Genomic DNA, 18,004 nt, shown 5'->3' with positions numbered 1-18,004 from the left:
TGATTAATCATTTAAACTTTTTTTTCTATATATTTATGAAATAATCTTATTGTTTTGGGACTAAATGAAGATTGGTTTAAAGCAGAAATAATGTTAAAGTCTATAAATTACTAAATAATAATGTTCAGCAAATTAAAAGTAAAAATTAGCCAAAAAATACATAATAATTTTTATTCTCACATTATAAATTTTAAAAATAAAAAAGTTCTTTATTCTTTTAATAAAATTATCACTAATAATTCAGTTAAAACAAATAATTTTAAGAGAATACTTATTGATGGAGGTTTTTATAACTTAGGATATTTTTATAGACTTCAGTTAATTAGAGCTGCAATAAGTTCTGAAAAAACTAAAGAAAAGGCATATATATGGGATTGTAATTACAAAATTTGTAAATACTTGCTTAATTTTATCGGTATAAAAGATATTACCTATTTAATAAGAGGTTTCAAAACAGACTTATATAGGGATGCTGATAATTTGGCTAAAAGTATTAAAAAAAAGGAAGATATATTAAATATTAAGTTACCTTTTGATGTTCCAGGTTCTTTCTTGTATGACGTTATTCTAAAAATGCAAAGATTACCAACTGTAGATTTAAATGATAAAAACTTAAAAAAATACATATATAAATTTCTTTATTCTATTAACTTCTCCAAAAACATTTTGGAAGATTATAAACCTGATCTCGTTATTTTGAGTCATTGCCTTTCATATCAATGCGCACCACTAGCTTGGATAAGTGCTCAAAAAAAAATCCCAGTGATTATTTTGGCTGGAGATTTTGGAGTATCAAGATTTTGGAAAGTAATTAATACTAAAGATATTTATTTTGGGTTTGGCCATCCTCAAAAGGAGGATTTGGATTCATTATCAGATCATCAAAGACAAAAAATACTTAAAACTGGTAAAGAATATATTAGAGATAGAGTTTCCGGTCAATCTTCTGACATTAGCGGTAGATTTGCCTTTCAAGGAAAAAATAAAAGTTTAGAAATTTTTGGAAATTCTAAAAACAAGAAAACAACAATTGCTATTTATTCAAATACTTTTTATGATTACCCGCATACTTTGGGAATGACAAGATTTATTGATGTTAAAGATTGGATATTAAGCACAATAAAGACAGCTAGTAATAATAAAAATGTAATTTGGTTATTAAAACCTCATCCATGTGATCAATGGCACGGTGGAATTACCTTGAAAGATATACTTCCAAAGAAATTACCTAGTAACGTTATCCTATTAAATTATGATTACTCAGGTAAAGATATCTTAGAAAAGTCTGATGCCTTAGTTACTCATCATGGGACAGCCGCTATTGAATTTGCTGCTTTGGGTAAGCCTGTTTTAGTTACAGATATTGGTTGGTTTCATGATTGCGAATTTGTTAAATTCCCTAAATCTAAAGATGACTATTTAGATTTACTTACAAAAAAATGGCATACATTAATAGATTTGAAAAAAGCTAAGTTAAGAGCAAGATTATTCGCTGGATTGTTTTTTGGAATACCTAACTGGCAGAAAAATTTAGTTATTCCAGATGATTGTGATAATGAAAAACTTAGAGAAAAATTACCAATAATTATTTCTAATAATCAGAAGTTAATCAAAAAAGAGATTAAATTAATAAGGGAATGGATTAATACAAATACAAACTGTTACCATACCTACAAAATGCTAAATAGTAGCAACTTTACAACTGTTATTAAGTAATAAATTAATTTTAAAAAATTAGCTTACTTTAAATATTGAAATTTATTAAACAATGAATTCATCTCCAATACCTAAAGTTTTAATTATCGGTCTTGGAAATATAGGTATGTTATATGACTTGAATTTTCAAGGTGAAGAAAAAATACTTACTCACTGCAAATCATTTTATCTTAATGAGAAATTCAAATTAGTAGGTGGGGTAGATATAAAGAAAGAGATTAGAGATTTATTTGAAAAACATTACAAATGTCTAGCTTTTAATGAAATTAAACAAGCTATGATTAACCTCTCCCCTGATATAGTAATTGTTTCAACTTCTTCTGAATCTCATCTTGACAATATAAAGAAGATTTTTAAATACGGTAAACCTAAAATAATAATTTGCGAAAAGCCTTTGTCTTATGAATTAAATGAGGCGATTGAAATAGTAGAAATATGTAAAAAGAATTCGAGCAAATTATTTGTTAATTACTTTAGAAGAGTACAACCAGCATTTTTAGAAATTTATAACCAATTAAAATTGAAAAATATACATTTACCTTTTCAAGGTATTTGCATTTATTCAAAGGGTATTTTTAATACTTCATCTCATTTTATTGATTTATTTCAATTTTATTTTGGTGATGTAAAAAAAGTGAGGATCATTAATATTAATAAAAAGAAAAAGGACCCTCAACCTGATTTTGAATTAATTTTCGAAGAGGGAAATATAGTTTTCTATTCAAATAAGAACAATGATATTTTTTTAAATAATATAGATTTAATATTTTCTAATGGTAAACTAACTTTCGAAAATGGCGGATCCCAAATAATATGGAGAAAATCCAAAAATGATCAAAGATTTGTTGGATATAAAGTATTAGAAGATGAACCAAAGCTTTATATAAATGATTTTGATAGAATACAATTCCATTTTACTGAGCAAATTAACAATGCTTTAAAAAATGAAAAAGTTACTTTATGTACTGGTAAAGATGCATTACTTACACAAAAGATTTTAAACCAAATCAAGTCAAATTTATGATTACTAACGAAGATAAAACACTTGCTCTATTTGGGGGCAAAAAAACAATATTAGAACCTTTTAAGAAGTATAACTCAATAGGCAAAGAAGAATCAGACGCAGTTAAGAAAGTTATGGATAGCGGTTTGTTATCAAAATATTTAGGTAAATGGGGAGAAGATTTTTTTGGGGGTCCTAAAGTAAAAGAATTTGAAAAAGATTGTGAGGCTTTTTTTAATGTTAAGCACGCAATAACAGTAAACTCTTGGACATCAGGACTTGTTACTGCGGTAGGTGCTTTAGAAATAGAACCTGGTGATGAAATCATTGTTCCAACTTGGACAATGTGCGCTACTGCTACTGCAATACTTCATTGGAATGCAATTCCTGTTTTTGCTGACATTGAAGAAGATACTTTTTGTATATCACCTGAATCAATAGAAAGAAATATTTCTCCTTATACTAGGGCAATAATAAGTGTAGATATAGGAGGACATCCTGCTAATACAAAAGAAATAAATAGAATTGCTGATAAATATAATTTAAGGGTTATTTCAGATGCTGCCCAAGCCCCCGGAGCATTGAATAGAGGGAAATTTGCAGGGACGTTAACTGATATTGGCGGTTACAGCCTTAATTACCATAAACATATTCATACTGGAGAAGGAGGAATATTAGTTACTAATGACGATTTTCTGGCCGAGAGGATGTATTTAATAAGAAATCATGCAGAGGCTTCAGTTGAGGCAATTGATTTGAAAAATATAAGTAATATGATTGGGCATAATTTTAGATTAGGAGAAATTGAATGCGCAATTGGAATTGAACAATTAAAAAAACTTAACTTTCTTGTTCAAACAAGAAGATTAGCAGCTAATAAATTATCTGAAAGTTTGTCTAAATTAAAAGGCTTAAAGACACCATTTGTTAAAGAGGATTGTACTCATTCTTACTATATGTTTTTCATGCAATTGGATATAACAATTATAGGAATATCCAGAGATAAAATATATGAAGCTTTGATTGCAGAGGGCGTACAAGGTCTAAGTAGACAATATGTCAATTTACACCTTCTACCCCTTTATCAGAAAAAAATAGCTTATGGATCTAAAGGTTTCCCTTGGAATTCTGAAATCTGTAAAAGAGAAATTAATTATAAAAAGGGGATATGTCCAATCGCAGAAAAACTACAAGATGAGACTTATTTGGGATTCGAAATGTGTTTGTTTGAATTATCAGATAAAGATATCAATAACATAGTTAAGGCGTTTAATAAAGTTTGGAGTAATTTAGAAAGTTTAAAATGAAATTGAATTTGTGAAATAATTATAAAATTAATCCGTAATCAAGCTGGTCCATAAAATTATCATTTAAAAAAAGATGTTTCTTTCTTATTCCTTCTAATTTAAAATTATTGTTTTCTAAAACTTTTTTACTCGCAATATTTTCACTAGCAACACCTGCATATAATTTTTTTAATTTATATTCTTCTTTTGCTTTTAATACAATTTTTTCTACTACTTGATTGCCTAAACCTTTACCCCAAAGCTGCTTAACTCCTATCATATAGGTTAACTCTGCTCGTTTATGTGTTGAATTTAGTCCTTTTAAGCATATATTTCCAACATGTTTTGAATTGATGAAAATACCATATAAAACTATATCCTTTTCTGAAAGACAATTTTTCACATAAATTTTTTGGCTCTTAATTGAAAATATTTTATATTGATTTTCTGAGTATTTAACTACTTCCTTATCTTGCATCCAATCAACATAAGCTTTTGTTACATCTTTAGGCGTTAATATACGAAGTTCCATGCTGAAGTGATTAAATTTTATTTAACAACATTATTTAATTAATAATAACTATTTTTGAATTAATAATTTTTAAATTATCTTTTGATTAAAAGTTCAAAAAGAAAGTATATTTTTTCTGTTATGACATTTTTTAAAAGTATATTCGTTCAATATTTTTTTAATACACATTTGATAACTTTTGATAATGAATTTTAAGGCTATGGATTCAATTAATAAATTTCATATAGAAAAAGCTAATATTCTTCACGCTAGAGTAACTTGGGAATGGAGAAATGATGATGAAACAAGATCTTTATCAAGAAATCCTAAAATTATTACTTGGGAAGAACATGAAAAATGGTTTAAAGATTCTCTTGAAGATCCTAATAAATTTATTTACTTAGGAATCTCTACAGATTTATCAGAAAAAAAATCAATTGGTGTTTTAAGGTTTGAATTAATTAATTTGAATAAAAGTCATTATGAAGTCAGTATAAATATATCTCCTATTTTCAGAGGGAAAGGCTATGGTTTAAAGCTTCTTTCTTCTGGTATTAGTTTCTTTAACAGCGAAATTAGAAAGAAAAGTCTTATATTTGCTGAAATAAAGAAAAATAACTACAGAAGCAGTAATTTATTTATTTCCGCAGGATTCTTACCCTGTCCTTCCACAAACGAAGGGTTCCATATGTATTCATTAGAAGTCTCGTGATTTCACTCATCTCTTTAAGTAATCCTCCAAATGAGAAAGAAATTAAATTCCTATATTTTCTTCTGAAAAATAGGAATGCTTCTATAAGTCATAAAAAGTTACCATCTTTTGAAGATCATCGGAAATTTGTATTAAACCACCCTTATAAAACTTGGAATATAGTAATTAAAGGAAATACACATATTGGAGCGCAATACATAGGCTTCAACAACACAGTTGGCATACATTTACTCCCTGAATACGTAGTTTATAGGAGAAATGTCATAACAAAAGTATTAGAAAACTTCTCTCCGGAACCTGGAATTACAAGTTTAATACCTAATCAATTCATTTTTAATGTTTCTGTTAGTGATTATGATTATGTAGATGATCTACTTAAACTAGGTGCAGAGCAAATTCAATCAACTTTTCAATTTAGGAAAAAAGATGTTTAAAAATTTGATTAGTCTTCCAATTTTACTTTAAATATCCAAATTCCATAAAAGAATATTCTTTTGCAAAAAATTTTCTTTGATGATCGCTAAAACTCTAAAATACATATTTGAATTTATTTTTTCTAAAAGTTTAATTAAATTAATAAATTAATTTCAACTAAGAAATTTATATCCCAATAAGATAGCTGATCATTAAATTAATTTATAGTAAAATATCTAAAAATTCTTAATATAAATGTTTAAGGAAGGCATTTCGATCTCTAATAGAAAAATTGGTAGAAATTATTCACCTTTCATAATAGCTGAAATGAGTGGTAACCATAATCAAAGTATAGAAAAGGCTTTAGAAATTGTTGATGCAGTTGCTGAAAGTGGAGCAGATGCAATTAAGTTGCAAACATATACGGCTGACTCATTGACTTTAAACGTTAAGGGAGGTGATTTTAAAATAAAAGATAAATCGAGCTTGTGGCAGGGCCAAAACTTGCATGAACTTTATAAAAAATCATATACACCTTGGGAATGGCATGAAGCAATATTTAAACGAGCCAAAGAAAAAAAAATTATTTGTTTTAGCTCTCCTTTTTCTGAAGAAGCTGTTGATTTCTTAGAGGAATTGGATACTCCCGCATATAAAATAGCAAGTTTTGAGAATAATCATCTGCCATTGATTAAAAAAGCATCTGCAACAGGTAAACCTTTGATTATTTCTACAGGTATGGCTTCCTTAGGAGAATTAGAACAAGCTGTTTTAACTGCCAAAGAGGCCGGATGTGAAAAAATAATCCTCCTAAAGTGCACAAGCACGTATCCTGCAAATGCTAAAGATACAAATATTTCTACTATTAAACACTTGAGGCAACTTTTTAATTGTGAAGTAGGCATTTCTGATCATACCTTTGGAATTGGGGTTTCTGTAGCATCCATAGCGTTTGGCTCAAGTGTGATCGAAAAGCATTTCACTTTAGCAAGGTCTGATGGTGGAGTTGATAGTCAATTCTCAATGGAACCAAAGGAGTTTTCTCAACTTGTAAATGAATCTAAAAGAGCTTGGGAAGCAATTGGTGAAATAAATTATGGCCCAACCAAATCTGAAGAGAAAAGTTTAATATTCAGAAGATCTATTTATGTTGCTAGAGATATTAAAAAGGGTGAGAAATTTACGTATAAAAATCTTAGAATTGTAAGACCGGGAATGGGGGCTCCACCATACCTTTTATCCTCTTTTATAGGTAAAACTGCTAATAAGAGTTTTAAAAAAGGTTCCCCTTTTAACTTTGATCAATTTCTTTAAATGTAATCCTATATTTTAAAATTTTTTAAATTAAATGATAAATAAATTAAATAGATTTTTAATAAAAAACTTTGATCATCAAATTACAATTTGTGCAAATGATGCAGGAGCTGCCAATCATCTTTTAGAAATTTTTAAAAATAATACAAAAAATACGAAATTATGCCTAGATGGTCCTGCTTTAGAAATTTTTAAAGATAATTTTAAAAAATTTAAAAACTATAAATTAGAAGAATCTCTAATTGATACAAAGTTTCTCATTAGTGGTACTGGCTGGAGTAGTGATTTAGAGCATAATTCAAGAAAAATAGCGCATGAAAGAGGAATTTTTAGTATCGCAATAATTGATCATTGGGTTAATTATTTTGAGAGATTTTGTAGAGGAAAGGAAGAAATTCTTCCAAATGAAATATGGGTAACTGATTGCGAAGCTTTTAAAATAGCAAATCAAGTTTTTTCAGAAACTCCAATTTTTAAAATACCTAATATTTGGTTAGAGAATATCAAGAAAAAGGTTAATTATTTAAAAAATTTAGAAACATATGAATCTTCTTTATTACCCTCAAAACTTCTTTATCTAACTGAGCCTATTAGATCAAGTTGGGGTAAATTTGAAAAAGGAGAGTTTCAAAGTATGAGATATTTTTTATCCAACCTAAATAGGTTATCCAGTTTGAATGTTATATGCCCTTTTGATGAAATTAGAGAAGTCAAAATAAAGCTTCATCCATCTGAGGAATTTTCTAAATACGATAATTTAATAAAGAATTTTGAAAATATTATTCCTGTAAAAAAAACAATAGAAAAAGATCTTGCAGAAGTTTTAGTTTATACTGATGCTTGTTTTGGATGTGAAACTCAAGCATTGGTAGTTTCTATGAATTGCGGATTGCCAACCTTTAGTAGCATGCCTCCATGGGCTCCAAAATGTAGATTACCCCATGAAAATATAATCCACTTAAGAAATATCCTCTAAATTATGAAATATTGCATTAGTTGTTTACAACCTAATACAAGACCAAATAGTTCATTCACCAATGATGGAGTATGTCCGGCTTGTAATTATTTTTCCAAATTAAAAAATGTTGATTGGCAAGAAAGATTTGACATATTATTAGACCTAATAGATAAGTATTCAATAAAAGGTTCCAATAAACATAATTGTATTATTGGGGTTAGTGGAGGTAAAGATAGCACTAGGCAAGCTTTATGGATAAGAGATAAATTAAAACTTAATCCTTTATTAGTCTGTATTTCATATCCTCCCGAACAGATAACTGAAAGAGGGGTTGATAATTTATCGAACTTGATAGAGTTAGGATTTGATGTGAGAACTATTGCTCCTGCACCTGAAACTTGGAGAAAATTAATGTCTCTATCGTTCTCAAAATTTACAAATTGGTGTAAGTCTACTGAATTAGCATTATTTAGTGCTGTGCCAAGATTAGCGATTCAATATGAAATTCCATTGATTTTTTGGGGAGAAAATCCTGGTTTACAGCTAGGAGATCTTAAGACTTTAGGAAAAACAGGTTATGACGGAAATAATTTAAGGTTCATGAATACTTTAAGTGGAGGAGGAATCGAATGGATTAAAGATGAAGGATTTGAAGAAAGAATATTATTACCCTACCTTTATCCAGATATTGATGAATTTGAAAATGCTAATTTGCAAATTGTCTATTTAGGCTGGTTTTTAGGAGATTGGTCTTTAGTTAACAATGGTCTCTATTCCTCTTTAAATGGTTTGGAGTTAAGAAGCGACGTACCAGAAAATTCTGGCGATCTCTATGGGCTTACTTCACTTGACGAGGATTGGGTAACACTAAATCAAATGATAAAATATTATAAATTTGGTTTTGGTAGGGCTACTGACTACGTGAACGAAGAAATTAGGGCAAAAAGAATAAACCGAAAGCAAGGTATTGAAATTATTGAGAAATATGATGGTTGTTGTGGAGAAGATTATATTAAAAGTTTCTGTGAGTATATTGAGATATCAGAAAATTACTTTTGGGATAAGGTTCATAACAATATGAATAAAAAATTGTTCACAATAGATAAAAATGGAAAAATCAAAAAAAAATTTAAAGTTGGATTTGGGCTTAAGTATTGAGTAGAATTTCTATTGCAATTCTCGATTACGGGGTTGGGAATCACATATCTGTATTGCGATCATTAAGAACTCTGGGCTATAGAGCAAAAATATGCAGAGACAAAAATGAACTTGATAAAGCAAATGTTATTGTTTTGCCGGGGGTAGGGGCATTCCCCACGGCAATGAATTATCTATATCAGTATGATCTTGTTTCTTACTTAAAAGATGCTCATAAGTCTAGTAAACCTTTAATTGGAATATGTCTTGGGATGCAATTGTTTGCTGATTGTTCAAAGGAAATAAAATTTACAGATGGTTTGGGATTAATCCCAGGTTCTATTGAGCCAATTAAAGGGCAAAGATGGCATATTGGTTGGAATTCAATTGAGGCTACTAGAAAAGATAATATTTTTAAATTAAGCGATAATGAACCAATGTTTTTTAATCATTCATATTGTTACGAAGGACCAAAGGAATTTATATTTGCTACTAGCAGGATTAATCAAGAAGATAACCCAATAGTAGCGGCTATAAGAAGAGGAAAAACAGTAGGTCTGCAATTTCACCCTGAAAAAAGTCAACAATCAGGAATGAAGTTGTTGGATAGAATAATTAATGAGATGGTAATTTAGATGCTAAAAAAAAGGATAATTGCAACTATAGTGGTAAAAAACAGCATGGCTGTTCAGTCTTTTTCTTATAAAGAATGGCTTCCTCTAGGAAAACCCTATTGTTTAGCAGAAAATTTTGATAGATGGGGAGCAGATGAAATAGTTTTGCTATCAACTGACAGACAAAACAATGGACCTGATTTTGAATTAATCAAATCAATAAGTGCTCTTGGCTTAACCACACCTTTTACTTATGGGGGAGGAATTAGGAATAGTAAAGATGCAATTGAAGTTATTAATTCAGGTGCTGAGAGAATAGTTTTGGATACTGTTATTTATGATAATATTTCTGAGATTAAACTTATTTCTGAAGCTGTTGGTAAGCAAGCAATCTTAGCTTCAATTCCTCTAATAAAAGAAAATAATGGAAAAATTTCGTACTATAATCATAGGTTAAACAAAAAAGAAGATATAAGCATATATTTAAAAAAAATTTCTGATTTACAAAGCTTATCTGAGATTATTTTAATTGATAAAGAAGGGGAGGGTTCACTTGGTGGTTTTAATGACGATTTTGTAAACGAGATTATTAATTATACTTCACTGCCAATATTAGTCTTTGGGGGTATAGTTAACGATCACCAAATTTCAAAGTTACTTTCTACACCACAAATATCTGGAATACTAATAGGTAATACCTTGAACTATAAAGAACATTCAATAAAAAAGATCAAAAATTCATTAAATTCTAAACAAATAAGATTTCATAAAAGTTGTGGATAAAATGAAAAAAGTTAGTTTCAAAACCTGTAAAAGATGCCTTTACGATTCAAATCATCCTTTGGGCTTAATTATTGATAATGAAGGAATTTGTAGCGGATGTAGAATTCATGAAGAAAAAGACAGTATTGATTGGGATGAAAGATGGAATAAGTTAGTTGAGTTAGTTAAGCCATATAAAAGTAAAGATTCAAGAAATTATGATTGTATTGTCCCCGTTACTGGAGCTGGAGATTCATTTTACATCTTACATAATGTTAAAAATAAATTAGGTTTAAATCCTCTTTTGGTTACATACAATCGTTACTACAACACTCCCCTTGGTATCCACAATTTAGCAACACTAAGGAGGAATTTTAACTGTGACATTTTGACTATGAATGTTAATCCAACTAGCGTTAAAAAAATAATTAAAACTACTTTGAGAAGACTAAAAAGTTTTCAATGGCCTGCGTTGGCAGGTCAGAGTGTATTCCCTGTGCAAACAGCAGTTACTCACAAAATACCATTGATAATATGGGGAGCTCATCAAGGCTTAGAGCAAGTAGGAATGTTTTCTCATCTTCATGATGTAGAGATGACTAGGAGATATAGAAAAGATCATGATTTAATGGGATATGAACCAGACGATCTTTTGCAAGTTTATGACTCTCTAAATGAAGAAGATATATGGCAGTATAGATACCCTAGTGAAGCGAAAATTGAAAGTATTGGGATTAGAGGTATTTATTTAGGAAACTATATAAGATGGGACCCTTTGATGCAACATAAAGAAATGATAAAAAAATTTGATTATAAATCATCGAAATTGAATAGGACTTTCGATACTTTTGATCATGTTGATGATTGGTTCTATATGAATATGCATGACATTATTAAACAAAAAAAACATGGGTTTAGCAAGGTTACTGATCATGCATGCAGAGAAATACGACACAAAAGGATTTCAAGAGAAGATGCCCGAAATCTCATTAAGTATTATTCTCAAATGCCATCTTTGTATAATCAATTATTTTGCGATTGGCTTGGTATAGAAAATGGAAGTATTAATTTTATATTAGATAGTCTTAAAATTAGAAATCCAAATGAAAAAAATAAAAAAAGTAAAATTATTACTATTGATATGAAAAAAATAGGGTTTAAAGCTAATAGTTCTATTGTGCGGAATATTGGAGAAAAATTAATAAATGTAGGGAAAGGATACCCTTAAAGCTTTATTTTAATCTAAAAAGATTCTTAAAAATTATTAAAAACAAAATCAATAATGAAAATAAGATTCAATCAATTAGATGTTTTTAAAACATCTCTTTCGCTTCTTAAAAAGAACGAAAAAATTAAATTAATTATCTACTGTTTAATTTGTTTTGTAAGTTTTTCATTTGATATTTTAACGGTTTTTTCTATCTTCCCTTTTGTTTCTGTAATTCTAAATCCAAACTTAATTTATGATGACAAAAATTACAATTATCTTTGGCATTTATTAGGTTCGCCAACTATAAACATATTCATTATTTACTTATCACTCTCAATAACATTAATAATAATTAGTTCATCTCTAATTAGTCTTTACTCTCAATATCGTTTAAATATTTTTGCAGCAAGATGTCAAAGTAGGTTGGGAAACGATATTGTAAGAAATTTTGCAATTATGGATTATGAATGGCATTTACAGAAAAACTCCATAAAATTAATGAATCTTTTTTCTAACCATTTAGCATACTGGAGTAGAGGGGTTATCAAACAAATTCCTCTTTTAATAGGATATATTTCTTGTCTAATAATTCCTCTTGTGAGTGTAGTTATATTATCTCCAAGATATGGCTTGTTTTTATTATTCCTGATTTCGTTTTTTATATTTTATTTTTTAAAGTACATAAGGATAAGAACAAATAGAATAACCAATTTGCAAAGAATTAAAATTGATGAAATAAATATTTTTCTCACAGAACTTCTGCAGGGGATAAAGGATATAAAACTTTCAAATAATAAAAATAATTTTCTAAAAAAATTTAATTATTTGTGGAAAGATTTTGCATATGGTCAAGCTCGAATAGAAAACTATAATCTTCTTCCGGCTAATTCAGTACTTATGTTAAGCCAATTGTCTGTTGTAATATTAGGCACCGCTTTATTCGTAAGTGATATTAGTCAGAGTAGGCTTGTTGGGATTATGACTGTCATAACTTTACTTGCTTTCAAAATTGTCCCCCTTTTGAACAAATTAGGGAATTCCTTAAATGCCGTTTCTAACGCACACGTCTTTTCTAAAAAATTGAAGGAGATATTTTTAGAAGTACATCATGAAAATTATTTGGATAAAACCAAAAATAATAATTTTTCTTCATTTTTATGGAATAAATTATCTTTAATAAATGTCTATTATAAATATCCCTCTTCTAAAAATTACTCTTTAAATAATATAAATCTTGAAATTGAAAAAGGATTACATTATGGTTTCGTAGGATTTTCTGGTGCAGGTAAATCAACGACAGTAGATATTTGCAATGGTCTATTGAATCCAACAAAGGGCAATGTTTTAGTGGATGGGGTAAATTTAGAAAAATTTGGTGTTGACAAATGGCAAAGTAAGATTGGATACGTACCTCAACAACCAAAGATAAATGATTTGACAATAAAAGAGAATATTGCTTTTGGTATTGAATTAGCAGATATTGATGAAGATAAAGTTTTAAAATGTCTTGAGATAGTTGGTTTAAAAAACTTCGTTTATAATTTACCTCAAGGTTTATTAACTAATTTAAAAGAAAGAGGCAAACTTCTTTCTGGAGGCCAGCAACAATTAATAGCAATAGCGAGAGCCCTTTATAAAGATCCTGAGATAATAATTTTAGATGAGGCAACTAATTCCCTAGATTCTATTTCTCAGGATTTAATAAGATCTGCATTTAATAAATTACATAGAAAAGTTACATTAATTTCTATATCTCATCAATTTTCAACTCTCAAATTTGTGGATCATATTTTCTTGTTCAGAAGCGGTAGATTAGTTGATCAAGGAGACTTAAATTATCTTTATGAAAATTCAATTTTATTTAAAAAATTTGCTGACTCACAAATAAATAATTAGCAATAATGAAAAGTTAATTTATAAAAATTATCTTTTATTCCACAAAACCTATGATATATAATTGATTTTTAACAAAATTGCATAAAGTGATAAATTATTTTTTTTCAAACTTTTAAATTAATATCTTATGATTAAAAATTTATGTAAAGAGATATATGTAACTGGGGGCGCTGGTTTAATAGGTTCTTTTTTATGTGAGATACTTCTTAAAAGTGGTTATAAAGTATTTGTTGTTGATGACTTTTCTAAAGGTCAGTTAAAGAACTTAAAACATATTGAAGACAAAATAGAAATTATCGAAGCTGATTTACAAGATTTATCACAAACCCAAAAATCTCTTGGTAAAGCTAAAAATTTATTTCATTTGGCAAGTAGAGCTTATGGAGTAGGTTATTCATCAAAAAATCATATAGAAACTTTGCTACATAATGAAAAAATAACAAATAATTTATTGGAGGTTTTTGAGAGTTCTAAACCTGAGAATTTGCTGATTACAAGTTCTTCATGTGTTTATATGGATAAGGGCCCCGATTTGATTGGAGAAAGAGAATTATTTGAAAATGATCCTGAGAGAGTAAATAGAGGTTATGGTTGGGCAAAAAGATTTTTAGAGCAAAAATTTATACTGTTATCAGAAATTGTTAATATAAATTTAAAAATAGTTAGGCCTTTTAATATATATGGCGAAAGGTATAGATGGGTAGGAGAATATTCAAGTGCAATACCGATGCTAGTTAAAAGAATATTGGATGATGAAGATCCACTTTATGCTTGGGGTTCTGGAAATCAAAGGAGAAGTTATATGCATGCATATGATTGTTCAAGGATAATGCTAAAAATAATGGAAAAGGTAGATAAAAATATTACTGTAAATATTGGCACCAATGAGACAGTTTCCATATCCGAAATGGTAAATTTAATTTGTAATGTTTCAGGTAAAAAGCCGCGCATAATTTTTGACACTTCGAAACCAGAAGGTCGTTTTATAAAAAGTTCAGACACTACATTACTTAATTCAATTCTTGAAGAAAAAATAACAACTATTGAAATAGAAGATGGTATTAAAAGAATGATAGGTTGGTATAAGGATAATTTCTAACCAGTAATGCCTAAAATTTTGATATTTGATAAGGGCGGAAGAAAAGAAAGAGAGGAATTAGTAAAAAATAATCAAGCGCCTAAAGATTTTTTTCAAAGCATAGATTTTCTTCGAGCAAAAGGATTTGATATAAATCATCTTTCATCTAGTGGAGAGTATAAGAAAAATTTATTTAATTTATTTGGACGAATAATAGAAGATTTTTTTTGTAAGATTTCTAATATTGGTTTAAGGCCTTTATCTGTAGCCAAGTTCAAAAGGATTATTAAAGTTTCTGATTATGTAGTAAGTTTAACCGATGGATTTAGTATTAGTTTAGCTTTTTATTATACTTTTATTGATACTAAAACCAAAATAAAATTAGTAGGTGCCTTTCATAAATTATCTGATTATGATACTAACCTTCCAAAATTTCTAAAGAAATTTTATTATAAATTATTTTTTAAAATTTTAAAAAGATTAGATTTTATAATATTTTATGGCAATGCAGATAGATTAAATTCTATTAAAAACTTCAATATCAAAAAAGAAAAAACATTTCTTATTAGATTTGGAGTTGATACTAAATTCTGGGAGCCAAATAAGAAAATAAATTTTAATTCAAATTATCTTTTTTCAATTGGACAAGATCCTGCAAGAGATTTCAATACACTTCTGAAAGTTTCTACAAAAAAGAAAATACACATCCACACTAGCTTACTTAATTTTAGAGATGATAGTAAATTTAAAATAACAAATGGTACCTATCATAAAAGTAAAAATTCCCTATCAGATTTGCAAATTAAAAAACTATATCAAGATTCTTTTGCTGTGATAGTACCTCTAAAAGATGTTTTCCAACCAAGTGGATATAGCGTCACTCTTCAGGCTATGGCTTGCGGAAAACCAGTAATAATTACATACACCAAAGGATTATGGGCCCCTGAGGTCTTTCATAATCTTAAAAATTGTATTTTTGTTAAACCTGGAGATGTAAGAGGAATTGAGAATGCTATTAAGCTTTTAGAAAATGATAGAAAGACTTATGAATATATTTCTAAGGAAGCAAGGAAAATAGTTGAGGAACATTTTTCACTGATAAACGCTAACATTTCAACTTTATCAATTTTTGAAAAATTTTTAATCTCTTAAAAGTCCTTCAGAAAATTTTACTCTAAAATCTTCTATCGTTTGTTTTAAACCTAGTTCTAGATCTATGGAAGTTACCCAACCTATTTTCTTGATTTTTTCATAATTTAGCTTTTTTCTAGGAGTGCCATCAGGTTTGTTTTTATCCCATATTATTGACCCCTTGTAACCAACAATTTTGGCAATTAATACAGCTAAATCTTTAATACTAATTTCATCCTCACTTCCAACATTTAAATATGTTAATTCTTCATTAGGTAATATCTTTGGAGAATCTTTATGACTGGGATTCCATGTTTCTAATGCAAAAATGCATGCTTTTGCTAGATCATCAACATTAAGAAGTTCTCTTAATGGGGCTCCTGTTCCCCAACATACTACAGATGAATTATTTTCTCTTTTTGCATCTACAAATCTCCTTATCATGGCTGGCACAACGTGACTATTTTTAAGATTGTAATTATCACCATAACCATACAAATTTGTTGGCATTAATGATATGCAATCAAATCCATATTGCTTTCTGAATGATTCAACAAGTTTTATTCCTGCGATTTTAGCAATTGCATAAGACTCATTAGTTTTCTCTAAAGGCCCAGTTAACAATTCCTCTTCAGATATGGGCTGATTAGCGAACTTTGGGTATATGCAACTACTCCCAAGAAATAGTAATCTTTTTACATTTTTTTTGTATGAGACCTCTATTAAATTTGATTGTATTTTGAGATTTTCTAATAAAAATTCTGCAGGAAAATTACTATTTGCAAATATTCCACCCACTTTGGCTGCAGCGATAATTACCACATCAGGTTTTTGTATTTCAAACCATTTTTCAACGGAGCTATAATCTAGTAAATTGAGAAAAGTTTTATTGTTGGCAAGGATATTCTTGTAGCCTTTTTGATTTAAATGTCTTATGATTGCGCTGCCAACCATTCCAGTAGATCCAGCAACAAATATCTTATCTTTTTTTTTAATAAGATTCATTTTAATTTTCAGCTTTTAATTTTATTTATGTAAATGAGCTTTTTTATCAATATAGTTATTTCTTAAGAATTTTTCTTGCCTAATTTCATCTAGATCATTTGCTACCATTTCCTTGACTATTTCCTCAATACTGATTTTTGGCTCCCATCCTAAATTTTTTTTAATTTTTTCAGGATTGCCAAGCAGATTATCTACTTCAGAAGGTCTATAGTATCTTTTATCTATTCTTATAACGACTTGGCCATTATCAGACCTTCTACCAATTTCATTTATGCCTTCACCCTCCCAGATAATTGCATTTATTGAATCATTTTTGTTCCATTTTAATTCTCTAGCAGTCATTTCAACAAAACTCCTTACGGAAAGTTGTCTTCCTGTTGCTACAACATAATCATCAGGTTTTTCTTTTTGAAGCATTAACCACATTAATTCACAATATTCTTTTGCATGCCCCCAATCGCGCATTGAGTCTAAATTTCCAAGATATAAAATGTTATCTAATTCTTCGCTAATTCTTGCTAAACCTCTTGTGATTTTTCTAGTAACGAAAGTTTCTCCTCTCCTTGGACTCTCATGATTAAATAAAATCCCATTACATGTATAAATTCCATAAGCTTCTCTATAATTTACTGCAATCCAGTAAGCATAAAGTTTTGCTACTGCATAAGGACTTCTAGGATAAAAAGGAGTTGTTTCTGTTTGAGGAACTTCCTGGACCAGACCATATAACTCACTTGTACTGGCTTGGTATATTTTAGTCTTCTTCTCTAAGTTTAACAACCTTACCGCCTCGAGAATTCTAAGAATTCCTAAGCCATCACAGTTAGCAGTATATTCAGGTTGTTCGAAACTTACTGAAACATGACTTTGAGCTCCTAGGTTATAAATTTCATCAGGTTGAGTTTCTTTTACTATTTTTATAATATTTGTGCTATCAGTTAAGTCACCATAATGCAATTTAAAGGAACAATCTTTATCATGAGGATCTTGATAAATATGATTAATCCTATAGGTATTAAAACTGCTCGATCTTCTCTTAATACCATGAACTTGATAACCTTTATTTAAAAGGAATTCAGCTAGATAACTACCATCTTGCCCAGTAATGCCAGTTATCAATGCGACCTTTTTCAAAGAAATAAAAAATATTTATCTATAAACATAACATATAGAAATTAATTAATTTTTAAAAAACTCAATGTTTAATAGCTATATAAATTTATAAATTTATGAATTTGATATTATTAATTAAATTAA

The 18,004-nt window shown here is 28.7% G+C and carries 17 protein-coding genes; 14 read left to right on the top strand and 3 right to left on the bottom strand.

Annotated elements, in window-relative coordinates; all coding sequences use genetic code 11:
* Nucleotides 1-120 precede the first annotated feature (120 nt).
* Genes HA141_RS06895 through HA141_RS06885 form a run of 3 tightly spaced genes read left to right on the top strand, consistent with a single transcriptional unit; the run spans nucleotide 121 to nucleotide 4,026 of the window.
* Nucleotides 121-1,716 carry a CDP-glycerol glycerophosphotransferase family protein gene (locus HA141_RS06895; protein WP_209118223.1) on the top strand — a complete coding sequence of 532 codons (1,596 nt, stop codon included), beginning with the start codon at nucleotides 121-123 and terminating at the stop codon, nucleotides 1,714-1,716.
* A 52-nt stretch (nucleotides 1,717-1,768) separates the two neighbouring features.
* Nucleotides 1,769-2,740 (top strand): Gfo/Idh/MocA family protein, encoded by a 972-nt coding sequence (locus tag HA141_RS06890; RefSeq protein WP_209118221.1) that lies wholly within the window; start codon nucleotides 1,769-1,771, stop codon nucleotides 2,738-2,740.
* Nucleotides 2,737-4,026, top strand: a complete 1,290-nt coding sequence (locus HA141_RS06885) for a DegT/DnrJ/EryC1/StrS family aminotransferase (protein WP_209118219.1) — start codon at nucleotides 2,737-2,739, stop codon at nucleotides 4,024-4,026. Before HA141_RS06890 ends, HA141_RS06885 begins: the two co-directional genes overlap by 4 nt.
* Before the next feature lie 19 nt (nucleotides 4,027-4,045).
* Here HA141_RS06885 and HA141_RS06880 read toward each other — a convergent pair whose 3' ends face one another.
* Nucleotides 4,046-4,537, bottom strand: a complete 492-nt coding sequence (locus HA141_RS06880) for a GNAT family N-acetyltransferase (protein ID WP_209118217.1) — start codon at nucleotides 4,535-4,537, stop codon at nucleotides 4,046-4,048.
* Between the two features lie 184 nt (nucleotides 4,538-4,721).
* On the opposite strand from HA141_RS06880, the gene HA141_RS06875 reads away from it, so the two are divergent.
* From HA141_RS06875 to HA141_RS06825, 11 genes are all read left to right on the top strand, one after another.
* Nucleotides 4,722-5,228 (top strand): GNAT family N-acetyltransferase, encoded by a 507-nt coding sequence (locus HA141_RS06875; RefSeq protein ID WP_209118215.1) that lies wholly within the window; start codon nucleotides 4,722-4,724, stop codon nucleotides 5,226-5,228.
* The gene (locus HA141_RS06870) at nucleotides 5,225-5,662 is read left to right on the top strand and encodes a hypothetical protein (RefSeq protein ID WP_209118213.1); all 438 of its coding nucleotides are present in this window, start codon (nucleotides 5,225-5,227) and stop codon (nucleotides 5,660-5,662) included. The genes HA141_RS06875 and HA141_RS06870 overlap by 4 nt, the downstream gene beginning before the upstream one ends.
* 235 nt (nucleotides 5,663-5,897) lie before the next feature.
* On the top strand, nucleotides 5,898-6,956 hold the full coding sequence (gene pseI, locus HA141_RS06865; protein ID WP_209118211.1) for a pseudaminic acid synthase: 1,059 nt from the start codon (nucleotides 5,898-5,900) through the stop codon (nucleotides 6,954-6,956).
* Nucleotides 6,957-6,990: 34 nt separating this feature from the next.
* Nucleotides 6,991-7,932, top strand: a complete 942-nt coding sequence (locus HA141_RS06860) for a hypothetical protein (RefSeq protein WP_209118209.1) — start codon at nucleotides 6,991-6,993, stop codon at nucleotides 7,930-7,932.
* Nucleotides 7,933-7,935: 3 nt separating this feature from the next.
* Nucleotides 7,936-9,072: an N-acetyl sugar amidotransferase gene (locus HA141_RS06855; protein ID WP_209118207.1), complete on the top strand. Its 1,137-nt coding sequence runs from the start codon at nucleotides 7,936-7,938 to the stop codon at nucleotides 9,070-9,072.
* The gene (gene hisH, locus HA141_RS06850) at nucleotides 9,069-9,686 is read left to right on the top strand and encodes an imidazole glycerol phosphate synthase subunit HisH (RefSeq protein WP_209118205.1); all 618 of its coding nucleotides are present in this window, start codon (nucleotides 9,069-9,071) and stop codon (nucleotides 9,684-9,686) included. Before HA141_RS06855 ends, hisH begins: the two co-directional genes overlap by 4 nt.
* Complete coding sequence (locus tag HA141_RS06845; RefSeq protein WP_209118203.1) at nucleotides 9,687-10,448, top strand: HisA/HisF-related TIM barrel protein; 762 nt, start codon at nucleotides 9,687-9,689, stop codon at nucleotides 10,446-10,448.
* A gap of 1 nt (nucleotide 10,449) precedes the next feature.
* Nucleotides 10,450-11,655, top strand: coding sequence for an N-acetyl sugar amidotransferase (locus HA141_RS06840; protein WP_209118201.1), 1,206 nt, complete (start codon nucleotides 10,450-10,452; stop codon nucleotides 11,653-11,655).
* A 54-nt stretch (nucleotides 11,656-11,709) separates the two neighbouring features.
* A complete protein-coding gene (locus HA141_RS06835; RefSeq protein ID WP_209118199.1) occupies nucleotides 11,710-13,533 on the top strand; it encodes an ABC transporter ATP-binding protein in 1,824 nt (607 codons plus the stop codon).
* A 127-nt stretch (nucleotides 13,534-13,660) separates the two neighbouring features.
* Complete coding sequence (locus HA141_RS06830) at nucleotides 13,661-14,632, top strand: SDR family NAD(P)-dependent oxidoreductase (protein ID WP_209118197.1); 972 nt, start codon at nucleotides 13,661-13,663, stop codon at nucleotides 14,630-14,632.
* A 6-nt stretch (nucleotides 14,633-14,638) separates the two neighbouring features.
* Nucleotides 14,639-15,763 (top strand): glycosyltransferase, encoded by a 1,125-nt coding sequence (locus tag HA141_RS06825; RefSeq protein WP_209118195.1) that lies wholly within the window; start codon nucleotides 14,639-14,641, stop codon nucleotides 15,761-15,763.
* On the opposite strand, the gene HA141_RS06820 is transcribed toward HA141_RS06825, so the two are convergent.
* Both HA141_RS06820 and gmd read right to left on the bottom strand, forming a co-directional pair.
* Nucleotides 15,752-16,747, bottom strand: a complete 996-nt coding sequence (locus tag HA141_RS06820; RefSeq protein ID WP_209118193.1) for a GDP-L-fucose synthase family protein — start codon at nucleotides 16,745-16,747, stop codon at nucleotides 15,752-15,754. The genes HA141_RS06825 and HA141_RS06820 overlap by 12 nt on opposite strands.
* A gap of 21 nt (nucleotides 16,748-16,768) precedes the next feature.
* The gene (gene gmd / locus HA141_RS06815; RefSeq protein WP_209118190.1) at nucleotides 16,769-17,881 is read right to left on the bottom strand and encodes a GDP-mannose 4,6-dehydratase; all 1,113 of its coding nucleotides are present in this window, start codon (nucleotides 17,879-17,881) and stop codon (nucleotides 16,769-16,771) included.
* Between the last annotated feature and the right edge of the window lie 123 nt (nucleotides 17,882-18,004).

Source organism: Prochlorococcus marinus XMU1402 (genome assembly GCF_017696205.1).
In the GTDB taxonomy this organism is placed as follows: Bacteria; Cyanobacteriota; Cyanobacteriia; order PCC-6307; family Cyanobiaceae; genus Prochlorococcus_A; species Prochlorococcus_A marinus_AC.
The sequence above is the reverse complement of the archived record's forward strand: the minus strand, read 5'-3'. Positions and strand labels throughout refer to the sequence as shown.

What these genes read in the sequence shown, in the direction of transcription:
- HA141_RS06895 (WP_209118223.1), top strand. Translation starts at nt 121, where the DNA reads ATGTTCAGCAAATTAAAAGTAAAAATTAGCCAAAAAATACATAATAAT.
- HA141_RS06890 (WP_209118221.1), top strand. Translation starts at nt 1,769, where the DNA reads ATGAATTCATCTCCAATACCTAAAGTTTTAATTATCGGTCTTGGAAAT.
- HA141_RS06885 (WP_209118219.1), top strand. Translation starts at nt 2,737, where the DNA reads ATGATTACTAACGAAGATAAAACACTTGCTCTATTTGGGGGCAAAAAA.
- HA141_RS06880 (WP_209118217.1), bottom strand. Translation starts at nt 4,537, where the DNA reads ATGGAACTTCGTATATTAACGCCTAAAGATGTAACAAAAGCTTATGTT.
- HA141_RS06875 (WP_209118215.1), top strand. Translation starts at nt 4,722, where the DNA reads ATGAATTTTAAGGCTATGGATTCAATTAATAAATTTCATATAGAAAAA.
- pseI (WP_209118211.1), top strand. Translation starts at nt 5,898, where the DNA reads ATGTTTAAGGAAGGCATTTCGATCTCTAATAGAAAAATTGGTAGAAAT.
- HA141_RS06860 (WP_209118209.1), top strand. Translation starts at nt 6,991, where the DNA reads ATGATAAATAAATTAAATAGATTTTTAATAAAAAACTTTGATCATCAA.
- HA141_RS06855 (WP_209118207.1), top strand. Translation starts at nt 7,936, where the DNA reads ATGAAATATTGCATTAGTTGTTTACAACCTAATACAAGACCAAATAGT.
- HA141_RS06845 (WP_209118203.1), top strand. Translation starts at nt 9,687, where the DNA reads ATGCTAAAAAAAAGGATAATTGCAACTATAGTGGTAAAAAACAGCATG.
- HA141_RS06840 (WP_209118201.1), top strand. Translation starts at nt 10,450, where the DNA reads ATGAAAAAAGTTAGTTTCAAAACCTGTAAAAGATGCCTTTACGATTCA.
- HA141_RS06835 (WP_209118199.1), top strand. Translation starts at nt 11,710, where the DNA reads ATGAAAATAAGATTCAATCAATTAGATGTTTTTAAAACATCTCTTTCG.
- HA141_RS06830 (WP_209118197.1), top strand. Translation starts at nt 13,661, where the DNA reads ATGATTAAAAATTTATGTAAAGAGATATATGTAACTGGGGGCGCTGGT.
- HA141_RS06825 (WP_209118195.1), top strand. Translation starts at nt 14,639, where the DNA reads ATGCCTAAAATTTTGATATTTGATAAGGGCGGAAGAAAAGAAAGAGAG.
- HA141_RS06820 (WP_209118193.1), bottom strand. Translation starts at nt 16,747, where the DNA reads ATGAATCTTATTAAAAAAAAAGATAAGATATTTGTTGCTGGATCTACT.